This window comes from Enterobacter sp. SM3, assembly GCF_009811935.2.
Lineage (GTDB): Bacteria > Pseudomonadota > Gammaproteobacteria > Enterobacterales > Enterobacteriaceae > Enterobacter > Enterobacter asburiae_D.
Genome location: NZ_CP099971.1, coordinates 3,737,871 through 3,757,831 on the forward strand (window position 1 = coordinate 3,737,871; position 19,961 = coordinate 3,757,831).

Genomic DNA, 19,961 nt, shown 5'->3' on the forward strand with positions numbered 1-19,961 from the left:
GTTATGCAACAGCAAAAGCCGCAAAAACCGCTGGAAGGCGCGCAGCTGGTCATTATGACCATCGCGCTGTCTCTGGCGACATTCATGCAGGTGCTGGACTCCACCATCGCAAACGTGGCGATCCCGACCATCGCCGGTAACCTTGGCTCGTCGCTGAGCCAGGGGACCTGGGTCATTACCTCGTTTGGGGTGGCAAACGCCATCTCCATTCCGATTACCGGCTGGCTGGCAAAGCGCGTCGGTGAAGTGAAGCTGTTCCTCTGGTCGACGGTATTGTTCGTTCTTGCCTCCTGGGCGTGCGGCATGTCCAGCAGCCTGACGATGCTGATCTTCTTCCGCGTTATTCAGGGGATTGTCGCCGGGCCGCTGATTCCGCTGTCGCAGAGTTTACTGCTGAACAACTACCCGCCCGCCAAACGCTCGATTGCGCTGGCGCTGTGGTCGATGACGGTGATTGTCGCGCCGATTTGCGGGCCTATCCTAGGCGGCTATATCAGCGACAACTACCACTGGGGCTGGATCTTCTTCATCAACGTACCGATTGGCGCCATCGTGGTAATGCTGACGCTCCAGTCGCTGCGCGGAAGAGAAACCCGGACGGAACAGCGGCGTATCGACGCCATTGGCCTGGCACTGCTGGTTGTCGGCATCGGTAGCCTGCAGGTCATGCTCGACCAGGGCAAAGAGCTGGACTGGTTCAACTCCAGGGAGATCATCATCCTGACGATTGTCGCGGTGGTGTCGCTAAGCTTCCTGATTGTCTGGGAGCTGACGGACGATAACCCGATAGTCGACCTGTCGCTGTTTAAGTCGCGAAACTTCACCATAGGCTGTCTGTGTATTAGCCTCGCCTACATGCTCTACTTCGGCGCGATTGTACTGCTGCCGCAGCTGTTGCAGGAGGTATACGGCTACACCGCAACCTGGGCAGGTTTAGCCTCGGCGCCAGTTGGGTTGATTCCGGTTCTGCTGTCGCCAATTATTGGCCGCTTCGCCCACAAGCTCGACATGCGCAGGCTGGTGACGTTCAGCTTTATCATGTACGCCGTATGCTTCTACTGGCGCGCGTATACGTTCGAACCGGGAATGGACTTTGGCGCGTCCGCGTGGCCGCAGTTTATTCAGGGCTTTGCCGTGGCGTGTTTCTTTATGCCACTGACCACCATCACGCTTTCCGGTTTACCGCCTGAGCGCATGGCGGCGGCATCGAGCCTGTCGAACTTTACGCGAACGCTGGCGGGCTCGATTGGTACGTCGATCACCACCACCCTGTGGACGAACCGTGAATCTATGCACCATGCGCAGCTGACCGAAGCGGTGAATCCGTTCAACCCGAACTCTCAGCAGATGTACAACCAGCTGCAGGGAATGGGCATGACGGAGCAGCAGGCGTCAGGGTGGATTGCCCAGCAGATCACCAACCAGGGGCTGATTATCTCGGCCAACGAGATTTTCTGGATATCGGCAGGGATCTTTATCGTCCTGCTGGGGCTGGTGTGGTTTGCTAAACCGCCGTTTGGCGCCGGTAGCGGCGGCGGCGGCGCGCACTAGTCCTGTGCGCTGGATGCCGGGTGGCGGCTACGCCTTACCCGGCCTACGATAACCGGGCCATCATCCGTAGGCCCGGTTGTCCAGAACGCGATAGCTATTGTCAGTTCCGATAAAGCAGCGCGCCTGAAATCGATTCACGATAGTGAAAAGACAACAGGAGCGCATTATGCTGAACACACCCGCCGACAAATACCAACCTTATCCCACCGTTTCATTGCCCGATCGCCGCTGGCCGGAGCAACGCATCACCCGCGCGCCGCGCTGGCTCTCAACAGATCTTCGCGACGGCAACCAGGCCCTTGCCGAGCCGATGGACAGCACCCGCAAGCTGCAGTTTTGGGATCTGCTGCTGGGCTGCGGATTCAAAGAGATCGAGGTCGCTTTTCCTTCCGCGTCGCAGACGGATTTCAACTTTGTTCGCCTGCTGATTGAAGAAAACCGCATCCCGGATGACGTCACGATTCAGGTGTTAACCCAGGCGCGGGAAGATCTTATTCATCGCACGTTCGAATCCCTGCGCGGTGCGAAACAGGCCACCGTCCATCTCTATAACGCCACCGCCCCGCTGTTCCGCCGCCTGGTGTTCGGCATGGAGAAAGCGCAAGTCGTCGAGCTGGCGACGCGCTCCACGCGGCTTATTCGTCAGCTGTGTGAAGAGAACCCGGACACCCGCTGGCAGTATGAGTATTCCCCGGAAACCTTCTGCTTTACCGAACCGGAATTTGCGCTGGAGATTTGTGAAGCCGTGGCGGAGATCTGGCAGCCGTGCGACGAACGGCCGATGGTGATCAACTTACCGGCCACCGTCGAAGTGAGCACGCCGAACGTCTATGCCGATCAGATCGAGTATTTCTGCCGCCACTTCAGCCGCCGCCGCGACGTCTGCATTAGCGTCCACCCGCATAACGACCGCGGTACCGGCGTCGCCAGCGCCGAGCTGGCCGTGATGGCGGGCGCAGACCGCGTGGAGGGCTGCCTGTTTGGCAACGGGGAACGCACGGGCAACGTCTGCCTGGTGACGCTGGCGATGAATCTCTACAGCCAGGGCGTCAGCCCGAATCTGGACTTTAGCGATATGAACCGGGTGGTGGAAGTGGTGGAAGCCTGCAACCAGCTGCCGGTGCATCCGCGCCATCCGTGGGCGGGACGGCTGGCCTATACCGCCTTCTCCGGCTCGCACCAGGACGCGATCAAAAAAGGCTTTGATGCCCGCAGGCCTGGCGACCGCTGGGAGATGCCCTATCTGCCCGTCGATCCGCAGGATATCGGCTGCACCTACGAAGCGGTGATCCGCGTAAACAGCCAGTCAGGGAAAAGCGGCAGCGCGTGGCTCATCGAACAGAATCATGGTCTGAAATTACCCCGCGCCCTGCAGCAGGATTTTAGCCAGCACGTGCAGCAGGAAACCGATCGCCACGGAAAAGAGATGACGCAGAATGCGCTGTGGCAGCTGTTCCGCACCCGCTACGGCCTGGTAGCCACGCCGCAGTTTGCGCTGCAATCCTACCGCAGCGACAGCCAGCAGGACGGCCAGCTGCGTTTGACGGCAAGCATCGCTACGCAGGGGGGAACGCGTCAGCTGGAAGGTCAGGGTAACGGTCTGCTCTCCGCCGCCGCTCACGGCCTAAGCCGCTGGGTCAACGCCCCGTTCGTGATTAAGGATTATCACGAGCATACGTTAGGCGAACGTAGCGACAGCCGCTCGGTGGCCTACATCCGCTGCCTGTTCCGGGACGGGAGCAGCCGCTGGGGCGTGGGCATCGACAGCGACGTGGCGCGCGCGTCGCTTCAGGCGCTTTTAAACGCCGTCAGTCGTTCTTAAAGTAATCGCTGGGTGAGACGCCCATCACCCGGCGAAACATCGCCGTAAAGGCGCTGTGGCTGCCGTAACCCAGCTCCAGCGCCACGCGCAATACCGGCTGTCCCTGCGCCAGCCGCACTAAGGCTTCCAGCAGGCGCGCCCTTCTCAACCACTCGCTGTAGCTTAATCCCGTCTGCTGCTGAAAATGGCGGTTCAGGGTGCGCTCGCTCATGTTCGTTATGCTCGCGGCCTGCGCGCTGCTCCAGCTTTCCCCCGCGTTTTGCCGGATTTGCAGACACAGGTGACGTAACGCCTCGCTTTCCGGTTCCGGCAGATGAAACGGCAGCACCGGCATAGTGCGGATTTCATCGAGAATGAGCTCATAGACGCGCTCATCCCGGCTTCCGGGTGAGTACGATTCAGGTAAAGCAAGGGAGACGAGGATCAGCTCGCGCAGCAGCGGCGCGATCTGCACGATCTGGCAGGTGGCGGGGAGATCGGCCCGCGCCAGCGGATCGATGAACAGCGTTCGCGCCGCCACGTTGCCGGTGATGCGAAGCGAGTGCTGTGTCCCCGCCGGCAGCCAGACGCCGCGCCCGGGGGGAACAACCCAGCAGCCCGATGCGGTATCTACCCGTACCACGCCGCTCAGGGTATGCAACAGCTGCGCGCAGTCGTGCTCATGCCACGGCTCGCTGTCGCCATGAACGTAATCATGGGCAAACGGAACGAGGGGACGATGGGTAAAGGAGAAGGTTGAGGTTGTGGTCAAAGGAGGCACCAACACAATGTAGGCCCGGTAAGCGAAGCGCCACCGGGCATCCACAGGCACAATACTAGATGTGCAGTTCCTGCAGTTTTTCTTTTGGCAGGGCCAGCTCTTCGTTGCTGTTCACGCGAACATCACGCTCGATGATGTGACGCGCGATTTCCTGCGCTTCTTCCAGAGAGTGCATCTGGTAAGTACCGCACTGGTAAACGTTCAGCTCAGGGATCTGGTTCTGCTCTTTCACCTTCAGCACGTCTTCCATCGCCGCTTTCCACGCATCTGCGACGCGTTTCTCGTCAGGCACACCAATCAGACTCATGTAGAAACCGGTACGGCAGCCCATCGGAGAGATATCGATGATCTCAACGCCGTTGCCGTTCAGGTGGTCGCGCATGAAACCGGCGAACAGGTGCTCCAGAGTGTGAATGCCTTTCTCTGGCATCACTTCTTTATTTGGCACGCAGAAACGCAGATCGAAGACGGTGATCGTGTCGCCGTGCGGGGTGTGCATGGTCTTCGCCACGCGTACTGCAGGTGCTTCCATACGGGTATGGTCGACAGTAAAGCTATCTAATAACGGCATACGTCACCTCCGATAGTGATTTTTTTTAAAATAAACTGAACTCTTCTACAGAATGCGCGTCTGAGTATATGAAAGACGCGCATTTGTTATCATCATCCCTGAATTCAGAGATGTATATTTTGGCCACAGCGATGTGGCCTTTTTCTTTTCTTCTTAAGCCTGCTTCGCCAGAAACGCCTCAAACGACTCGGTATCCGCCGCTTCAACCTCTTTCTGACGCACAACGGACGCATCGCGTTCCGCTACAAAATCCGCTTCGCTCAGCACTTCTAACGGCTCCTGCATCAGCATCTCACGGTACTCCGCTGAGAGTGAACGCCCGGTGCCGCCGATGCCCTGATCGATCATAGAACGCAGAATGCGTGCTGAGAACGTCAGTTCCGGATTATCAAAACTTTCCACCAGCCGATCGCAGATCTGTTGGTACGCGTCGCCGCCGTCGATACTGTCCATTGTCCGGGCAACACGCTTCAGGTCACGGAACAGATCTTTGCCGACTTTGGTCAGCGGGAACTGTGCCGTTTCGCAGCCGATACCCAGCGTCAGACCCGGTTTACGCCCTTCCAGAATCACGCGGTTCCAGTTTGTGCGGGTGCAGAGCAGTTCGTCTGAACTCATTTCCGGCGCATCTGCCAGCACGCACCAGACCATAAACAGATCCAGGAAGCGAATCTGCTGTTCATCAACGCCAATCGGTGAAAACGGGTTGATATCCAGCGAGCGTACTTCAATGTATTCAATCCCGCCGCGCTGAAGCGCATCTGACGGGGTTTCACCGCTGCGCGTTACGCGCTTAGGACGAATAGGCGCATACAGCTCGTTTTCAATCTGCAGCACATTGCTGTTGATTTGCAGGCGTTTGCCATCTTTTTCGAGGCCGATTTTCTCGTACTCTTCCGACGGGGTTTTGATCGCCCGCTTCAATCCTGCCACATATTCGTGCAATTCGTTAAACGTAATACCGAGATTGCTTTGCGATTTATTGGTATAACCGAGATCGCTCAGGCGCAGAGAGGTCGCGTACGGGAGATAGTACATTCCGCACTCGGTCTTCTCGAACGGTAGCGTGGTCGGTTTCCCCTGCAGGAACGAAGAACAGATCGCCGGGGAGGCACCAAACAGATACGGGATCACCCAACCGAAACGGTAATAGTTGCGGATCAGGCGGAAATAGCCTTCAGAGATCGCGTCTTTATCCGTTTCACCGCATTTCGCCTGCCAGAACGCCATAGGCAGCGAGAAGTTGTAATGCACGCCCGAGATCGTCTGCATCAACGCGCCGTAGCGGTTTTTCAACCCTTCGCGATAGAGCGTTTTAAGCCGACCGATATTTGACGTGCCGTACTGCGCCAGCTCAATCTCCTGGCCCTGCTCGATATAGCACGGCATGCTGAGGGGCCACATACGTTCGTCACCCATGTTGCGCGCGGTGTAGCGATGGATATCGCGCATGATCGTCAGCATATGATCAATATCACCCTCTACTGGCGTGATGAACTCCAGCAGTGCTTCAGCGAAATCGGTTGTGATCCATTTATGTGTCAGCGCCGAGCCTAACGCCTTCGGGTGACCCGTCGTCGCTAAGCTACCGTCCGCGTTAACGCGCAGCGTTTCACGCTCAAGACCACGCTGAATACCCTTCAATGCCTGAGGGTGGTTTTCCAGCCAGGCCAGCGCCTGAGATACGTCCGGGATCAAGTTGACCTCCCGCCTGTCAAAGTAATGTTACTCAGCATAATTGTAATGGTTGACGATTGAAGGTCGCGTATTCATTCCACCAATTAGTGCCACCACGTCATACCCTGTAGTGTTGCCCACGCCACGAGAACATAGCGCAACGCCTTGCCAAGGCACAAAAAAAAGAGCACCGGTCCCCAGGAGATGCGCATCCATCCCGCCAGCAGACACAGTAAATCGCCTATTACAGGCATCCAGCTTAATAACAGCGTGGCAGCGCCATAGCGTTTTAGCCAGCCGACTGCCTTTTCCTGCCAGCGCGATTTTTCGCGCAGCGGAAAGAAACGCCCAAGAATAACGTTAGTCAGCCCTCCAAGGCTATTACCCATTGTTGCTATTAATACAAGCAGCCAGGGCTGACTCACGCCGGACAACAGCATCGCCACCAGCACCACTTCCGAATTTCCCGGTAACAGCGTGGCGCTTAAAAAACTGCTGGCGAATAATGAGGCAAGTGACAGCGCGTCACTCACAGTAAGCGCACATCCACCGCATCCATTCCGGCATCACGCGCGGCCTGGATACCAAAATCGGCATCTTCAAACACGACACATTTTGCCGCCGGGACGCCCATTAACTCTGCGCAAAGCAGGAAGGTGTCCGGTGCGGGCTTATGATGTTTAACATGATCGGCGGCGACCACGGCAGAAAAATAGTGGCGCAGGCCAAGATGGTTGAGTAATGCCTCAGCAATCGCACTTTCGCTGCCTGTTCCGACCGACATCGGGCGACGCCCGTGCCACTCTTTTACCACATCAATCAGCGGCAGAGGGCGTACGGTATCTAAAAGCATGGCTTTTACCGCATCGGTTTTTTCGCGCGCGAGCAGGTGCGGGTCGAGATCGGCCTGATTCAGTTCAATCACGGCCTGTGCAATACGCCAGGTGGGGGATCCGTTGAGGGCAATCATCGCCTGAAGATCGAAACGCATACCGTAGCGGCCCAGGACGTCAGTCCAGGCTTGACGATGCGTGGGTTCGGTATCCAGGAGAGTGCCGTCCATATCGAAGATCAAACCGTCATACTGTGCGTACATCGTGCTCTCGCTAAACGATTAACAAAGCATTACTTTATCGTAAATGGTGATTTTTGTCGCTGATTGAGAGTGTGATTGCTGACGGAACGTCGAAGGAATAAACAAAGAAGGGAAAGATGGTGCATCCGGGAGGATTCGAACCTCCGACCGCTCGGTTCGTAGCCGAGTACTCTATCCAGCTGAGCTACGGATGCATCAGGGATTTACTACTGTACTGCTCGATATTCATATCACTTCTAAAGCAATATGAAGTAATAGATGGTGCATCCGGGAGGATTCGAACCTCCGACCGCTCGGTTCGTAGCCGAGTACTCTATCCAGCTGAGCTACGGATGCATCAGGGTACTGCTTTCAGAAATAGTAAATGGTGCATCCGGGAGGATTCGAACCTCCGACCGCTCGGTTCGTAGCCGAGTACTCTATCCAGCTGAGCTACGGATGCATCAGGGAACTACTTTCAGAAATAATAATGGTGCATCCGGGAGGATTCGAACCTCCGACCGCTCGGTTCGTAGCCGAGTACTCTATCCAGCTGAGCTACGGATGCAAAATGGCGGTGAGGCGGGGATTCGAACCCCGGATGCAGCTTTTGACCGCATACTCCCTTAGCAGGGGAGCGCCTTCAGCCTCTCGGCCACCTCACCACACAACGCCTCTTTCGAGTGCTTCGAGTTACTCGTTAAGAGCTTCTCGTCGCTGCGTGGCGCATATATTACTTTCTGGGACTTATAAGTCAAACAATTTTCCAAAAGCTTTTATCGTTTGCACAAATCACACGCAATTCGCATGTAAAAGCCGCAAAGAGGGTGTTTTATAAGCGGATTTTGCAGGCATCTTCACAGAAAACCTTTGCAGAAATGGCGGCGTAAGGGCGAGTTTAGGGTGACGGAGTGGTTAAAAAGAGAGCGTTTGAAATTAAACGGTAACGTTGAGCAGGAAAAATGACAGGAGGGTTGCGTCTCGCCCGACAGCGAGACGCGACAATATCAGTAACTGGACTGCTGGGATTTTTCAGCCTGGATACGCTGGTAGATCTCTTCACGGTGGACAGATACTTCTTTAGGAGCGTTAACACCAATACGTACCTGGTTACCCTTTACCCCTAAAACTGTCACGGTGACCTCATCCCCAATCATGAGGGTCTCACCAACTCGACGAGTCAGAATCAGCATTCTTTGCTCCTTGAAAGATTAAAAGAGTCGGGTCTCTTGTATCCCGGCATTATCCATCATATAACGCCAAAAAGTAAGCGATGACAAACACGTAAAGTGTAAGCAGTCACGGCATCACATTCTGTTAAACGTAAGTTTAGCCGATATACACAAACTCAACCTGACTTTATCGTTATCGATAGCACAGTGAACAAGACGCCATAACGTTACCGCTATGGCGTCTGCTTGCGCTTTGTAGTTATTACAGTTTCGCGCTTACCCAGCTTTCAACGCTGGCCAAAGCTTGCGGAAGTGCCGCCGCATCCGTACCACCGGCTTGCGCCATGTCCGGACGACCGCCACCCTTGCCGCCCACCTGCTGAGCGACCATACCAATCAGTTCCCCTGCTTTTACGCGGTCGGTCACATCCTTAGAGACGCCCGCAATCAGAGAAACCTTACCTTCTGCCACTGTCGCCAGCACGATAACGGTAGAACCAAGCTGGTTCTTGAGATCGTCGACCATAGTACGCAGCATCTTAGGCTCAACGCCCGCCAGATCGCTGACAAGCAGTTTGACGCCCTTAATGTCTACAGCCTTGCTGGAGAGGTTTGCACTCTCCTGCGCCGCAGCCTGCTCTTTCAGCTGCTGCAGCTCTTTTTCCAGCTGACGCGTGCGATCCAGCGCAACGCGCACTTTCTCGCCCAGGTTCTGGCTATCGCCTTTCAGCAGCTGCGCGATGTCGTGCAGCTGATCGCTCTGCGCATGCAGGCTGGCAATCGCACCTTCACCGGTCACCGCTTCAATACGACGCACACCTGCCGCCGTACCTGACTCGGAAACAATGCGGAACAGGCCAATGTCACCGGTGCGCGATGCGTGCGTACCGCCGCACAGCTCGGTAGAGAAGTCGCCCATGCTCAGCACGCGAACGCGGTCGTCATATTTCTCACCAAACAGCGCCATCGCACCTTTTTTCTTCGCGTCCTCGAGCTCCATGATGTGGGTCTCGATTGGCAGGTTACGACGGATCTGCGCGTTCACCAGATCTTCCACCGCGCGAATTTCAGACGGTTTCATCGCTTCAAAATGCGAGAAGTCGAAGCGCAGCACTTTGTCGTTAACCAGAGAACCTTTCTGTGCAACGTGGGTACCGAGTACGTCGCGCAGGGCAGCGTGCATCAGGTGGGTTGCAGAGTGGTTCAGACGAATGCGCGCGCGGCGAGCTTCATCCACGTTAGCCTGTACGCCCTCGCCCACTTTCAGAGAACCGGAAACCAGTTTGCCCTGGTGACCAATCGCCTGACCGTATTTCTGGGTGTCGCTGACGCTAAAGCTGAAACCGTTGCCTTTCAGTTCGCCCTTATCGCCAACCTGGCCGCCGGATTCCGCATAGAACGGCGTTTTGTCCAGAATGACAACCGCATCCTGACCCGCGCTAATGCTGTCCACGGCTTTACCGTCAACAAACAGAGCGGTCACTTTGCCGGTCAGTTCCAGCGCGTCATAACCTTTGAATTCTGACGCGCTATCAACGCGGATCATCGCGTTGTAGTCTGCACCGAAACCGCTGGATTCACGCGCGCGACGACGCTGCTCTTCCATCGCGGCTTCGAAGCCCGCTTCGTCAACTTTGATGTTGCGCTCACGGCAAACGTCCGCCGTCAGGTCAACCGGGAAGCCGTAGGTGTCGTACAGTCGGAAAGCGGTTTCGCCATCCAGCGTGTCGCCCTTAAGTTTAGCCAGCTCTTCGTCCAGCAGCGCCAGACCGCGCTCCAGTGTACGCGCAAACTGCTCTTCTTCGGTTTTCAGAACCTGCTCTACCTGCGCCTGCTGGCGTTTCAGCTCATCACCGGCAGCACCCATCACGCCAATCAATGGCCCAACGAGTTTATAGAAGAAGGTGTCCTTCGCGCCCAGCATGTTGCCGTGACGGATGGCACGACGAATGATACGACGCAGCACGTAGCCACGGTTTTCATTCGACGGGATAACGCCGTCGGCAATCAGGAACGCACAGGAACGAATGTGGTCCGCGATAACGCGCAGAGATTTATTGCTGAGGTCAGTCGCGCCGGTCACTTCCGCGACGGACTTGATCAGCGTGCTGAACAGATCGATGTCATAGTTGGAGTTAACGTGCTGCAGAACCGCGGCAATACGCTCCAGGCCCATACCGGTATCAACGGAAGGCTTCGGCAGCGGCTCCATCGTGCCGTCGGCCTGACGGTTGAACTGCATGAACACGATGTTCCAGATCTCAATGTAGCGATCGCCGTCTTCTTCCGGGCTGCCTGGAGGGCCGCCCCAGATGTGGTCGCCGTGATCGTAGAAGATCTCGGTGCACGGACCGCAAGGACCGGTATCACCCATCTGCCAGAAGTTGTCAGACGCGTATGGCGCGCCTTTGTTATCACCGATGCGAATAATACGCTCGCGCGGGATCCCGACTTCTTTTTCCCAGATTTCGTAGGCTTCGTCATCGGTTTCATAGACGGTAACCCACAGACGCTCTTTCGGCAGGTTGAACCAGTTTTCACCGGTCAGCAGTTCCCACGCATATTGAATAGCATCGTGTTTGAAGTAGTCGCCGAAGCTGAAGTTACCCAGCATTTCGAAGAACGTATGGTGACGCGCGGTGTAACCGACGTTTTCCAGGTCGTTGTGTTTACCGCCCGCACGCACGCAACGCTGTGAGGTTGTGGCGCGGGAATAATTACGCTTATCGAGACCAAGGAACACATCCTTGAACTGGTTCATCCCGGCGTTGGTAAACAGCAGAGTCGGATCGTTGTTCGGTACCAGGGAGCTGCTGGCAACAACCTGGTGTCCCTTACTATGGAAAAAATCGAGAAACGCCTGACGGATCTCAGCGGTGCTCTTGCTCATAATTATCCTGAAATCAAGCTAACGAAATGTCGTAGCCAGCCTGTATCGGTAAACCGTTGGACAGACCAGCTACTGGAAAAAGTGGGAATAAGATAAGTTTTCTTTAGTGGGAAGTAAAATCCCGCATGCGTTCAATCGGCAAAATTACGCCAGATATCCTGAATATCTTCCATGAGAAAGCCGCGGTAGAGCAAAAAGCGCTGGATTTTGACTTTTTCTGAAAATTCACGCGGCAGCGGTTCGCCGTATTTACGTATCGCCTGTTCTCTGGCCAGCTCGCACCAGTCAATATCGCATTCGCGCATCGCTTTTTCGATGGATTCCCGGGCCACCCCTTTCTGATTCAGCTCCTGCCGGATGCGTGCGGGCCCATATCCTTTGCGGCCGCGGCTGGCGAGAAATCGTGAGGCAAAACGCTCGTCATCGAGATAACGATGCTCATAGCACCAGGCAATCACGCGATCATAATCTTCCGCCGTGGCATCAATCTCTTCCGGCCCGTTTTTACTCATCACCGGAGCCAACAGTTTTCGCCGCAGCTCCTGTTCACTGTGGTCACGAACGGCCAGGATGCGCACCGCGCGGTCCAGTAAGCGTGCATACGCGGGTCGACGTGTTGTCGGTTCACTCATAAAAAACCTGCTGATTCAGAAATGCAAAAAGGGCCGCATCAGCAGCCCTTCATCGTTAAACGAGAGAATTAAAAGTCTTCGTTAGTTTCTTCAGCATCCGCGGCATCCACCACGAAATCAGGTTTGGAGTCCTGGTTGTTCAGCAGAAGCTCACGTACCTTCTTCTCAATCTCTTTCGCCGCAGCCGGGTTCTCTTTCAGCCAGGAGATCGCGTTCGCTTTACCCTGACCAATCTTGTCACCGTTGTAGCTGTACCAGGCGCCCGCTTTTTCAATCAGCTTCTCTTTCACGCCCAGATCAACCAGCTCGCCGAGGAAGTTGATCCCTTCGCCGTAGAGGATCTGGAACTCAGCCTGTTTGAACGGTGCGGCGATTTTGTTCTTCACTACCTTCACGCGGGTCTCGCTACCCACCACGTTCTCGCCCTCTTTCACCGCGCCGATACGGCGGATATCCAGACGGACAGAGGCGTAGAATTTCAGTGCGTTACCACCGGTAGTGGTTTCCGGGTTACCGAACATCACACCAATTTTCATACGGATCTGGTTGATGAAGATCAGCAGCGTGTTGGACTGCTTCAGGTTACCCGCCAGCTTACGCATCGCCTGGCTCATCATACGTGCCGCGAGGCCCATGTGAGAGTCACCGATTTCACCTTCGATTTCGGCTTTTGGCGTCAGTGCGGCAACGGAGTCGACCACGATAACGTCAACGGCACCAGAACGCGCCAGCGCGTCACAAATTTCCAGCGCCTGCTCACCGGTGTCCGGCTGAGAACACAGCAGGTTGTCGATATCCACGCCCAGCTTGCGAGCATAAACAGGGTCCAGCGCGTGCTCGGCATCGATAAACGCACAGGTTTTACCTTCGCGCTGTGCCGCGGCAATCACCTGCAGCGTCAGGGTGGTTTTACCGGAGGACTCTGGCCCGTAGATTTCTACGATACGGCCCATAGGCAGACCGCCAGCGCCCAGCGCGATATCCAGAGAAAGCGAACCGGTGGAGATGGTTTCCACATCCATGGAACGGTCTTCACCCAGGCGCATGATGGAGCCTTTACCGAATTGCTTTTCGATCTGGCCCAGTGCTGCCGCCAACGCTTTCTGTTTGTTTTCGTCGATAGCCATTATTACTCCTGTCATGCCGGGAGAAGCGACTGTGCTTCACCGTGGATTTCTGTTCTGTTGGTGCAATTATACTGTATGGTCATACAGTATCAAGTGTTTTGTAGAAATTGTTGCCAGAGCGTTTTTAACGCATAAACGGTTGCCTGACGACGCACGCTTTCGCGATCGCCGCTGAAGCACTCCCGGCGGGTGATCCCTTCCCCTTTGGAGGTGGCGAACCCAAACCAGACGGTGCCGACAGGCTTCACGTCGCTGCCGCCGTCCGGGCCCGCAATGCCGCTAATGGAAATCGCGTAATCTGCGCGCGCCTCTTTGAGCGCACCAATGGCCATCTCGATCACCACCGGTTCGCTGACCGCGCCATGCTGTTCAAGCGTGGATTCACGCACGCCAATCATCTGTGCTTTAGCTTCGTTACTGTAGGTCACAAAACCGCGTTCAAACCAGGCGGAACTGCCGGCAATATCGGTAATCGCTTTCGCCACCCAGCCGCCGGTACAGGATTCCGCAGTGGTGATTGTCGCGCCACGCTGCTTCAGCGCAAGGCCAACGATCTCGCTAAGCTGCATCAATTCATGGTCAGTCATTCTCGCTCCAGGCATCAGAAAAACGTGCTGCACAAGATAGCACTTTCTCGTCAGATGTGGGGATGCACTTCAGGTTTTACGAGGGGGCTTCAGAAAAAAGCCGGTACGGACGCACCGGCGGTGGAAAGGTTATTTCATGCTGTCAGCGAGGGTGTTCACATTGTGGCGAAACGCCTTAACGTAGGTGTCTGCCGCCCCACCTTTTGCCGACAGCGCTTCGGGATAAAGCTCGCCCCCAGGCTGCGCGCCCGTCGCCGATGCAATCTGCTTAACCAGACGCGGATCGAGCTTATTTTCCATAAACCAGGTTTTCACGCCGTCAGCTTTGATCTGATTGATAATCTCAGCGACCTGCGCCGCGCTGGCTTCGCTCTCAGACGACAGCCCCTGCGGCGCCATGAACGTCACGCCGTAGGCGCGGCTGAAATAGCCGAAAGCGTCATGGCTGGTCAGCACCTTACGCTTCGCCGACGGGATCTGGCTAAAGCGCGTTTTGGCCCAGTTATCCAGCTGGCTAAGCTGCGCGATATACGGTTTACCGGAGGCTTCCAGCGCGGCTTTATCATCCGGATCGGCTTTCACCAGCCCGTTCAGGATATTTTGCGCATACAGCGCCCCGTTCGCCGCGCTGTTCCACGCGTGCGGATCGGCGACGGTTTTGCCGTCCTCTTCCAGGGTGTGGGTTTTCACCCCGGATGAAGCCACCACCAGCTGCCCCTTGAATCCGGAGGCTTTTACCAGACGGTCAAGCCAGCCTTCCAGCCCCAGGCCGTTCACCACCACCACATCAGCCTTGCTCAGGGCCGCGCTGTCTTTCGGCGACGGTTCAAAGGTATGCGGATCGCCGTCCGGCCCGACCAGCGTCGTCACCTTCACATGGTCACCGCCTACCTCCTGCGTGATATCCCCCAGTATCGAAAAGCTGGTCACCACATTCAGCGTTTTCGCCATCACGCCGTGCGACATCATCCCCAGCGCGAGCGCCACTACAATTCCTGTACGTTTCATCGTTTCCCCTTGCGTTAAAAAAGCGCGCGCAGGCTGCCAGCGAGCCTGCTTCGCGTACCCAGTAAAATGGAAATAAAGAACAGCGCGCTGGCGGTGAGCACGATGGATGGCCCGGCCGGTAGACTCATCGCCCAGGAGAGGCTCAACCCCAGCCATGCGCAGAAAATACCGCTGATACCCGCCATCAGGAGTAAGGCAGGTAACGTGCGCACCCAGCAGCGTGCCGCCACGGCCGGAAGCATCATCAGCCCGACGGCCATCAGCGTGCCGAGCACCTGAAAACCGGCCACCAGGTTAAGCACCAGCAGCGCCAGAAACAGTCCGTGCAGCAGGCCAGGCAGCCAGCGGGCGTTCACCTGTAGCCAGGCGGTATCAAACGCTTCTGTAACCAGCCCGCGATAAAACAGCGCCAGCGTAATAAGGGTGAACATACAAACGCCCGTGACAAACAGCGCGGCGTCGTTGTCCACGGCGAGGATGGAGCCAAACAGCAGATGCAGCAGATCGACATTTGACCCGCGCAGCGACACCAGCGTGACCCCCAGCGCCAGCGAGCCAAGATAAAACCCGGCAAAGCTGGCATCTTCTTTTAGCGGCGTGCGTCGACTGACCAGCCCGGCCAGCAGCGCCACGGTAATTCCCGCGATAAAACCGCCAATACTCATCACCAGCAGCGACATACCGCTAAGCAAATACCCCACGGCGACACCCGGCAAAATGGCGTGAGAAAGGGCGTCGCCCATCAGGCTCATCCGACGCAGCTGAAGAAACACGCCGAGCGCGGTGGTGCTGACGGAGAGCGCCAGGCAAACCACCAGCGCGCGACGCATAAAGCCGTACTCAATAAACGGCTGAAAAAAGAGATGCCAGATCATGCCACCCTCACCCGCTCGGATTTCCACTGGGGAACGTCAGCATCCAGCCGCAGCGTCTGCGGGAAATGGCGCGACACGCGCTCGCTGTCGTGCAATACCGCGAGCAGCGTTTGCCCCTGCATATACATCTCCAGCATCAAATCCATCAGCACGCTGCAGGTAGCTTCATCGACCCCGGTAAAGGGTTCATCCAGCATCACCAGCGGCGCCTGCTGCACCAGGACGCGGGCAAAGAGCATGCGCTGAAACTGACCGCCGGAGAGTTCATCGATGGTGGATAACGCCATGGACTCAAGCCCAACGCGCTCGAGCGCGCCGGCAATGCGCAGCCGCGTTTCGCGACGAAACCCGGAAAAAAGCGAAATGCCCGGCCAGCAGCCCATGCTTACCACGTCCTGAACGGTCAGCGGAAACTGCGCCTCCAGCGCGTGGCGCTGTGCCAGCCAGCCGATGACCGGGCGCTTACCCTGCCAGCGGAAGCCGCCGCTGACGGGAGGGATAAACCCCGCCAGCGTTTTCAGCAGCGTGGATTTCCCGCAGCCGTTAGCGCCGATAATGGCGGTCATGCTTCCGCGCTCAATCGTGCCCGAGAGGGGCCGCGTAACGGGCTGGCGTTCATAACCCGCAACCAGTTCATTCATCACAATCATGGCAATGCCACCGCCCAGCGCACGGCCAGCCCGATAAAGACAACCAGCACCAGCGCCAGCAAAAGCCGAACCAGAGCAGACAGAGAAAAAAGGGACGTTGACATGTCGACACCGCATTAAATGTTATAACATAACAATAATGAAAGGCGGATAAGATGTAAATGGCGGGTTTGAAAAGGGAGTGTGGCGAAATGTTTCTGCGGAATTTTCCTCTCCCGTGGGAGAGGGTCAGGGTGAGGGCATCAGGCCGCACCGTGCGTGCAGCCATGCCGGGTGGCGGCGTTGCCTTACCCGGCCTACCCGTCGGAGCGGCTTACTGACTAAACGGCGACGCCGCAGGAACGCGCGCCTGAGACACCGCCAGCCCCAGCTGCCACACCGCCATTGCATAGTGGGTGCTGTGGTTATAGCGGGTGATGGCGTAGAAGTTCGGCATGCCGTACCAGTACTGATAACCGGTTCCCACATCCAGACGCAGCAGGCTTACCTGATCGACATTGCCCAGCGGCTGGGTTGGCGTTAAGCCTGCCGCCGTCAGCTGTGCGACGCTGTATTTGGTTTTGAAGCCGTTTTCCAGACCAAACGCCTCGCCGTTGGCCTGCACCGCCACCTGCCCACCCGGCGTCCAGCCGTGCGCTTTGAAGTAGTTCGCCACGCTGCCGATGGCATCCACCGGATCCCACAGGTTGATGTGACCATCACCGTTAAAGTCGACGGCATATTGCTTATAGGAGGACGGCATAAACTGGCCGTAGCCCATCGCGCCGGCAAACGACCCTTTCAGATCGAGCGGATCGTCCTGCTCGCTGCGCGCCATCAGCAGGAAGGTCTCCAGCTCGGAAGAGAAATACTCCGCGCGGCGCGGGTAGTTAAAGGAGAGCGTCGCCAGCGCGTCCAGGATGCGGGTTTTACCCATCACGCGGCCCCAGCGGGTTTCCACGCCGATAATCCCGACGATGATTTCCGGCGGTACGCCGTACACCTGCCACGCGCGGTTAAGCGCATCTTCATACTGATTCCAGAACACCACGCCGTTTTGCACGTTGTCCGGGGTAATAAACTGTTTGCGGTAGCGCAGCCACGCGCCGTTCGGCCCGCTCGGCACCTGGGCCGTCGGCGCCTGCCGGTCCATCAGTCGCAGCACGTAGTCCAGACGCTTGGCCTGAGACAAAATTTCGTGCAGCTGTTGTCTGTCAAAGCCGTGTTTGCTCACCATTTTATCGATGAACTGCTCGGCCGCCGGGTTATTCGCGAAGTCGCCGCCCATCTGCATCATATTGTGCTGCGGCTCCAGCAGGAATCCTCCGGAAGGCGCGCCCGCCGTTTGCTGAACGGCTTCGGTCTTAGGTTTGCTACTACAGGCAGACAGCAGAATAAGCGCAGGCAACAGCGCTGCATAACGACGCTTGAACATGAGACATCCATTTAACGGGTTCGATAAGAACCCAGTATGGTAAAGCATCCGCAACACCTCAAGGAAGCGGTACGCACCTCCCCCACGCAAATCCGCGCTTTTTTCCACCGAAAATCATTCACCCCATCAATAAACTTTCAAAATAATCCATTTTCCTTTCATTGTGAGATCTAACTAACACTTTAAAACCTTTCAAAGTGATTATTATTAGCCCAGTCAGACAAAAACAAAAAAGCCCACAGGAGAGAAGAATGATAGAAACCATCACCCACGGCGCCGAGTGGTTCATCGGGCTGTTTCAGAAAGGCGGAGAAGTGTTCACCGGCATGGTGACCGGGATCCTGCCCCTGCTGATCAGCCTGCTGGTGATCATGAACGCGCTGATCAACTTTATCGGCCAGCAGCGCATTGAACGCTTCGCCCAGCGCTGTGCCGGGAATCCGCTGTCCCGCTACCTGGTACTGCCGTTCATCGGTACCTTCGTGTTCTGTAACCCGATGACCTTAAGCCTCGGCCGCTTCATGCCGGAAAAGTACAAGCCGAGCTACTACGCCGCCGCCTCCTACAGCTGTCATTCGATGAACGGCCTGTTCCCGCACATTAACCCTGGCGAGCTGTTTGTCTATCTCGGGATCGCCAGCGGCCTCACCACCCTTGGCCTGCCGCTCGGCCCGCTGGCGGTGAGCTATCTGCTGGTCGGCCTGGTCACCAACTTCTTCCGCGGCTGGGTGACCGACCTCACCACCGCCATTTTTGAGAAAAAAATGGGCATCCAGCTTGAACAGAAAGTCCATCTTTCAGGAGCCACAGCATGAACCGGATCCGCATTGAGAAAGGCACGGGCGGCTGGGGCGGCCCGCTGGAGTTCGACGCCACCGAAGGCAAAAAGATCGTCTACATCACCGCAGGGACGCGCCCGGCGATCGTCGACAGGCTGCGCGAGCTGACCGGCTGGGAAGCGGTCGACGGCTTCAAGGAAGGCGAGCCGCCGGAAGCGGAAATCGGCGTGGCGGTGATCGACTGCGGCGGCACGCTGCGCTGCGGTATCTATCCGAAGCGCCGCATTCCGACGGTGAATATTCACTCCACCGGAAAATCCGGCCCGCTGGCGCAGTACATCCTTGAGGACATTTATGTCTCGGGCGTGAAGGAGGACAACATCACGCTGGTGAATGGCACTGCCGCGCCGCAAAAAGCGGCCCCGCGCGAGTACGACACCAGCAAGAAAATCACCGAGCAGAGCGACGGCCTGCTGGCGAAGGTCGGGATGGGCATGGGTTCCGCCGTGGCGGTGCTGTTCCAGTCCGGGCGCGACACCATCGACACGGTGCTGAAAACCATCCTGCCGTTTATGGCGTTCGTGTCGGCGCTGATCGGCATCATCATGGCGTCCGGCCTGGGGGACTGGATTGCCCACGGCCTCGCCCCGCTCGCCAGCCACCCGCTCGGGCTGGTGACGCTGGCGCTGATCTGCTCCTTCCCGCTGCTGTCGCCGTTCCTCGGCCCGGGCGCGGTGATTGCCCAGGTCATCGGCGTGCTGATTGGCGTGCAGATTGGTCTGGGGAACATCCCTCCGCACCTCGCCCTGCCCGCCCTGTTTGCCATTAACGCCCAGGCGGCGTGCGATTTCATCCCCGTTGGGCTGTCGCTGGCCGAAGCGCGCCAGGACACCGTGCGCGTGGGCGTGCCGTCCGTGCTGGTCAGCCGCTTCCTGACGGGCGCGCCGACGGTGCTGATTGCCTGGTTTGTCTCCGGCTTTATTTATCAATAAGAGGTTCCTGCGATGACCGTCATTTACCAGACCACCATTACCCGCATCGGCCAGAGCGCGGCCGACGCGCTGAGCGACCAGATGCTGATCACCTTCCGCGAAGGCGCTCCGGCGGATATCGAAGAGTTTTGTTTTATCCACTGCCACGGCGAGCTGAACGGTGAGCTGAAGGCAGGAAGCCAGCTGGAGCTGGGCGAGGCGCGCTATGCCGTCACCGCCGTCGGCGACGTGGCCGAGCAAAACCTGCGCGAGCTGGGCCATATCACCCTGCGTTTCGACGGCCAGCCGCAGGCCGAGTATCCCGGTACGGTTCACGTAGCGGGCCCGGTTCCGCAGGCTGTCACCCCAGGCTGCACGTTAAAATTTGTTGCGTAATTAA

General features: G+C 57.1%; 19 protein-coding genes and 5 tRNA genes. 5 read left to right on the forward strand and 19 right to left on the reverse strand.

Translation table 11 applies throughout. The features are described from left to right. Positions 1-3 precede the first annotated feature (3 nt). On the forward strand, positions 4-1,551 hold the full coding sequence (gene emrB, locus GVO84_RS17475; protein WP_038417314.1) for a multidrug efflux MFS transporter permease subunit EmrB: 1,548 nt from the start codon (positions 4-6) through the stop codon (positions 1,549-1,551). A 166-nt stretch (positions 1,552-1,717) separates the two neighbouring features. Beyond that, the gene (gene leuA, locus GVO84_RS17480; RefSeq protein ID WP_159514769.1) at positions 1,718-3,373 is read left to right on the forward strand and encodes a 2-isopropylmalate synthase; all 1,656 of its coding nucleotides are present in this window, start codon (positions 1,718-1,720) and stop codon (positions 3,371-3,373) included. On the opposite strand, the gene GVO84_RS17485 is transcribed toward leuA, so the two are convergent. The 19 genes from GVO84_RS17485 to mltB all read right to left on the reverse strand — a co-directional run bounded on the left by GVO84_RS17485 (position 3,360) and on the right by mltB (position 17,811). After that, the gene (locus GVO84_RS17485) at positions 3,360-4,124 is read right to left on the reverse strand and encodes an AraC family transcriptional regulator (RefSeq protein ID WP_159514770.1); all 765 of its coding nucleotides are present in this window, start codon (positions 4,122-4,124) and stop codon (positions 3,360-3,362) included. The two genes, leuA and GVO84_RS17485, sit on opposite strands and share 14 nt — an antisense overlap. Before the next feature lie 64 nt (positions 4,125-4,188). Further along, complete coding sequence (luxS, locus tag GVO84_RS17490) at positions 4,189-4,704, reverse strand: S-ribosylhomocysteine lyase (RefSeq protein WP_047646219.1); 516 nt, start codon at positions 4,702-4,704, stop codon at positions 4,189-4,191. Positions 4,705-4,857: 153 nt separating this feature from the next. Continuing rightward, positions 4,858-6,402: a glutamate--cysteine ligase gene (gene gshA / locus GVO84_RS17495; RefSeq protein WP_159514771.1), complete on the reverse strand. Its 1,545-nt coding sequence runs from the start codon at positions 6,400-6,402 to the stop codon at positions 4,858-4,860. Between the two features lie 83 nt (positions 6,403-6,485). After that, the gene (locus tag GVO84_RS17500; protein WP_008499541.1) at positions 6,486-6,914 is read right to left on the reverse strand and encodes a YqaA family protein; all 429 of its coding nucleotides are present in this window, start codon (positions 6,912-6,914) and stop codon (positions 6,486-6,488) included. Further along, positions 6,911-7,477, reverse strand: coding sequence for a fructose-1-phosphate/6-phosphogluconate phosphatase (gene yqaB / locus GVO84_RS17505; RefSeq protein ID WP_032648006.1), 567 nt, complete (start codon positions 7,475-7,477; stop codon positions 6,911-6,913). The genes GVO84_RS17500 and yqaB overlap by 4 nt, the downstream gene beginning before the upstream one ends. A 117-nt stretch (positions 7,478-7,594) precedes the next feature. Beyond that, positions 7,595-7,671, reverse strand: a tRNA-Arg gene (locus GVO84_RS17510). 65 nt (positions 7,672-7,736) lie between these two features. Further along, a tRNA-Arg gene (locus tag GVO84_RS17515) sits at positions 7,737-7,813 on the reverse strand. 29 nt (positions 7,814-7,842) lie between these two features. Continuing rightward, a tRNA-Arg gene (locus GVO84_RS17520) sits at positions 7,843-7,919 on the reverse strand. A gap of 28 nt (positions 7,920-7,947) precedes the next feature. Next, a tRNA-Arg gene (locus tag GVO84_RS17525) sits at positions 7,948-8,024 on the reverse strand. 4 nt (positions 8,025-8,028) lie between these two features. Beyond that, a tRNA-Ser gene (locus tag GVO84_RS17530) sits at positions 8,029-8,121 on the reverse strand. Between the two features lie 342 nt (positions 8,122-8,463). Beyond that, a complete protein-coding gene (csrA, locus tag GVO84_RS17535) occupies positions 8,464-8,649 on the reverse strand; it encodes a carbon storage regulator CsrA (protein ID WP_000906486.1) in 186 nt (61 codons plus the stop codon). Between the two features lie 241 nt (positions 8,650-8,890). After that, positions 8,891-11,518, reverse strand: coding sequence for an alanine--tRNA ligase (gene alaS, locus GVO84_RS17540; RefSeq protein WP_121424497.1), 2,628 nt, complete (start codon positions 11,516-11,518; stop codon positions 8,891-8,893). Positions 11,519-11,649: 131 nt separating this feature from the next. Further along, positions 11,650-12,150, reverse strand: coding sequence for a recombination regulator RecX (gene recX, locus GVO84_RS17545; protein ID WP_159514772.1), 501 nt, complete (start codon positions 12,148-12,150; stop codon positions 11,650-11,652). 68 nt (positions 12,151-12,218) lie between these two features. After that, on the reverse strand, positions 12,219-13,277 hold the full coding sequence (recA, locus tag GVO84_RS17550; protein WP_023308943.1) for a recombinase RecA: 1,059 nt from the start codon (positions 13,275-13,277) through the stop codon (positions 12,219-12,221). An 89-nt stretch (positions 13,278-13,366) separates the two neighbouring features. Then, positions 13,367-13,864 carry a nicotinamide-nucleotide amidase gene (gene pncC, locus GVO84_RS17555; protein ID WP_023308944.1) on the reverse strand — a complete coding sequence of 166 codons (498 nt, stop codon included), beginning with the start codon at positions 13,862-13,864 and terminating at the stop codon, positions 13,367-13,369. 129 nt (positions 13,865-13,993) lie between these two features. Next, complete coding sequence (locus GVO84_RS17560; protein ID WP_159514773.1) at positions 13,994-14,872, reverse strand: metal ABC transporter substrate-binding protein; 879 nt, start codon at positions 14,870-14,872, stop codon at positions 13,994-13,996. 14 nt (positions 14,873-14,886) lie between these two features. Then, a complete protein-coding gene (locus GVO84_RS17565; protein WP_159514774.1) occupies positions 14,887-15,747 on the reverse strand; it encodes a metal ABC transporter permease in 861 nt (286 codons plus the stop codon). Next, positions 15,744-16,397, reverse strand: a complete 654-nt coding sequence (locus tag GVO84_RS17570; RefSeq protein WP_159514775.1) for a metal ABC transporter ATP-binding protein — start codon at positions 16,395-16,397, stop codon at positions 15,744-15,746. The genes GVO84_RS17565 and GVO84_RS17570 overlap by 4 nt, the downstream gene beginning before the upstream one ends. A gap of 313 nt (positions 16,398-16,710) precedes the next feature. Next, a complete protein-coding gene (mltB, locus tag GVO84_RS17575) occupies positions 16,711-17,811 on the reverse strand; it encodes a lytic murein transglycosylase B (protein WP_201283073.1) in 1,101 nt (366 codons plus the stop codon). Positions 17,812-18,062: 251 nt separating this feature from the next. Between mltB and srlA the strand changes: the two genes are divergently transcribed. The 3 genes from srlA to srlB are packed head-to-tail and all read left to right on the forward strand — an operon-like array spanning position 18,063 to position 19,957. Beyond that, entirely contained in the window at positions 18,063-18,626 is a 564-nt protein-coding gene (gene srlA / locus GVO84_RS17580; protein WP_023333189.1) for a PTS glucitol/sorbitol transporter subunit IIC, read from the forward strand. Next, entirely contained in the window at positions 18,623-19,582 is a 960-nt protein-coding gene (gene srlE / locus GVO84_RS17585) for a PTS glucitol/sorbitol transporter subunit IIB (protein ID WP_023308950.1), read from the forward strand. The genes srlA and srlE overlap by 4 nt, the downstream gene beginning before the upstream one ends. Before the next feature lie 12 nt (positions 19,583-19,594). Continuing rightward, positions 19,595-19,957 carry a PTS glucitol/sorbitol transporter subunit IIA gene (gene srlB, locus GVO84_RS17590; protein WP_008499554.1) on the forward strand — a complete coding sequence of 121 codons (363 nt, stop codon included), beginning with the start codon at positions 19,595-19,597 and terminating at the stop codon, positions 19,955-19,957. The last annotated feature ends 4 nt before the right edge of the window (positions 19,958-19,961 follow it).

Bases quoted from the DNA above. Each gene is read 5' to 3' on its own strand.
- alaS (WP_121424497.1), bottom strand. From the start codon at position 11,518: ATGAGCAAGAGCACCGCTGAGATCCGTCAGGCGTTTCTCGATTTTTTC.
- GVO84_RS17560 (WP_159514773.1), bottom strand. From the start codon at position 14,872: ATGAAACGTACAGGAATTGTAGTGGCGCTCGCGCTGGGGATGATGTCG.
- yqaB (WP_032648006.1), bottom strand. From the start codon at position 7,477: ATGTACGCACAGTATGACGGTTTGATCTTCGATATGGACGGCACTCTC.
- recX (WP_159514772.1), bottom strand. From the start codon at position 12,150: ATGAGTGAACCGACAACACGTCGACCCGCGTATGCACGCTTACTGGAC.
- leuA (WP_159514769.1), top strand. From the start codon at position 1,718: ATGCTGAACACACCCGCCGACAAATACCAACCTTATCCCACCGTTTCA.
- GVO84_RS17570 (WP_159514775.1), bottom strand. From the start codon at position 16,397: ATGATTGTGATGAATGAACTGGTTGCGGGTTATGAACGCCAGCCCGTT.
- srlE (WP_023308950.1), top strand. From the start codon at position 18,623: ATGAACCGGATCCGCATTGAGAAAGGCACGGGCGGCTGGGGCGGCCCG.
- luxS (WP_047646219.1), bottom strand. From the start codon at position 4,704: ATGCCGTTATTAGATAGCTTTACTGTCGACCATACCCGTATGGAAGCA.
- pncC (WP_023308944.1), bottom strand. From the start codon at position 13,864: ATGACTGACCATGAATTGATGCAGCTTAGCGAGATCGTTGGCCTTGCG.
- srlB (WP_008499554.1), top strand. From the start codon at position 19,595: ATGACCGTCATTTACCAGACCACCATTACCCGCATCGGCCAGAGCGCG.
- csrA (WP_000906486.1), bottom strand. From the start codon at position 8,649: ATGCTGATTCTGACTCGTCGAGTTGGTGAGACCCTCATGATTGGGGAT.
- emrB (WP_038417314.1), top strand. From the start codon at position 4: ATGCAACAGCAAAAGCCGCAAAAACCGCTGGAAGGCGCGCAGCTGGTC.
- mltB (WP_201283073.1), bottom strand. From the start codon at position 17,811: ATGTTCAAGCGTCGTTATGCAGCGCTGTTGCCTGCGCTTATTCTGCTG.
- recA (WP_023308943.1), bottom strand. From the start codon at position 13,277: ATGGCTATCGACGAAAACAAACAGAAAGCGTTGGCGGCAGCACTGGGC.
- GVO84_RS17565 (WP_159514774.1), bottom strand. From the start codon at position 15,747: ATGATCTGGCATCTCTTTTTTCAGCCGTTTATTGAGTACGGCTTTATG.
- srlA (WP_023333189.1), top strand. From the start codon at position 18,063: ATGATAGAAACCATCACCCACGGCGCCGAGTGGTTCATCGGGCTGTTT.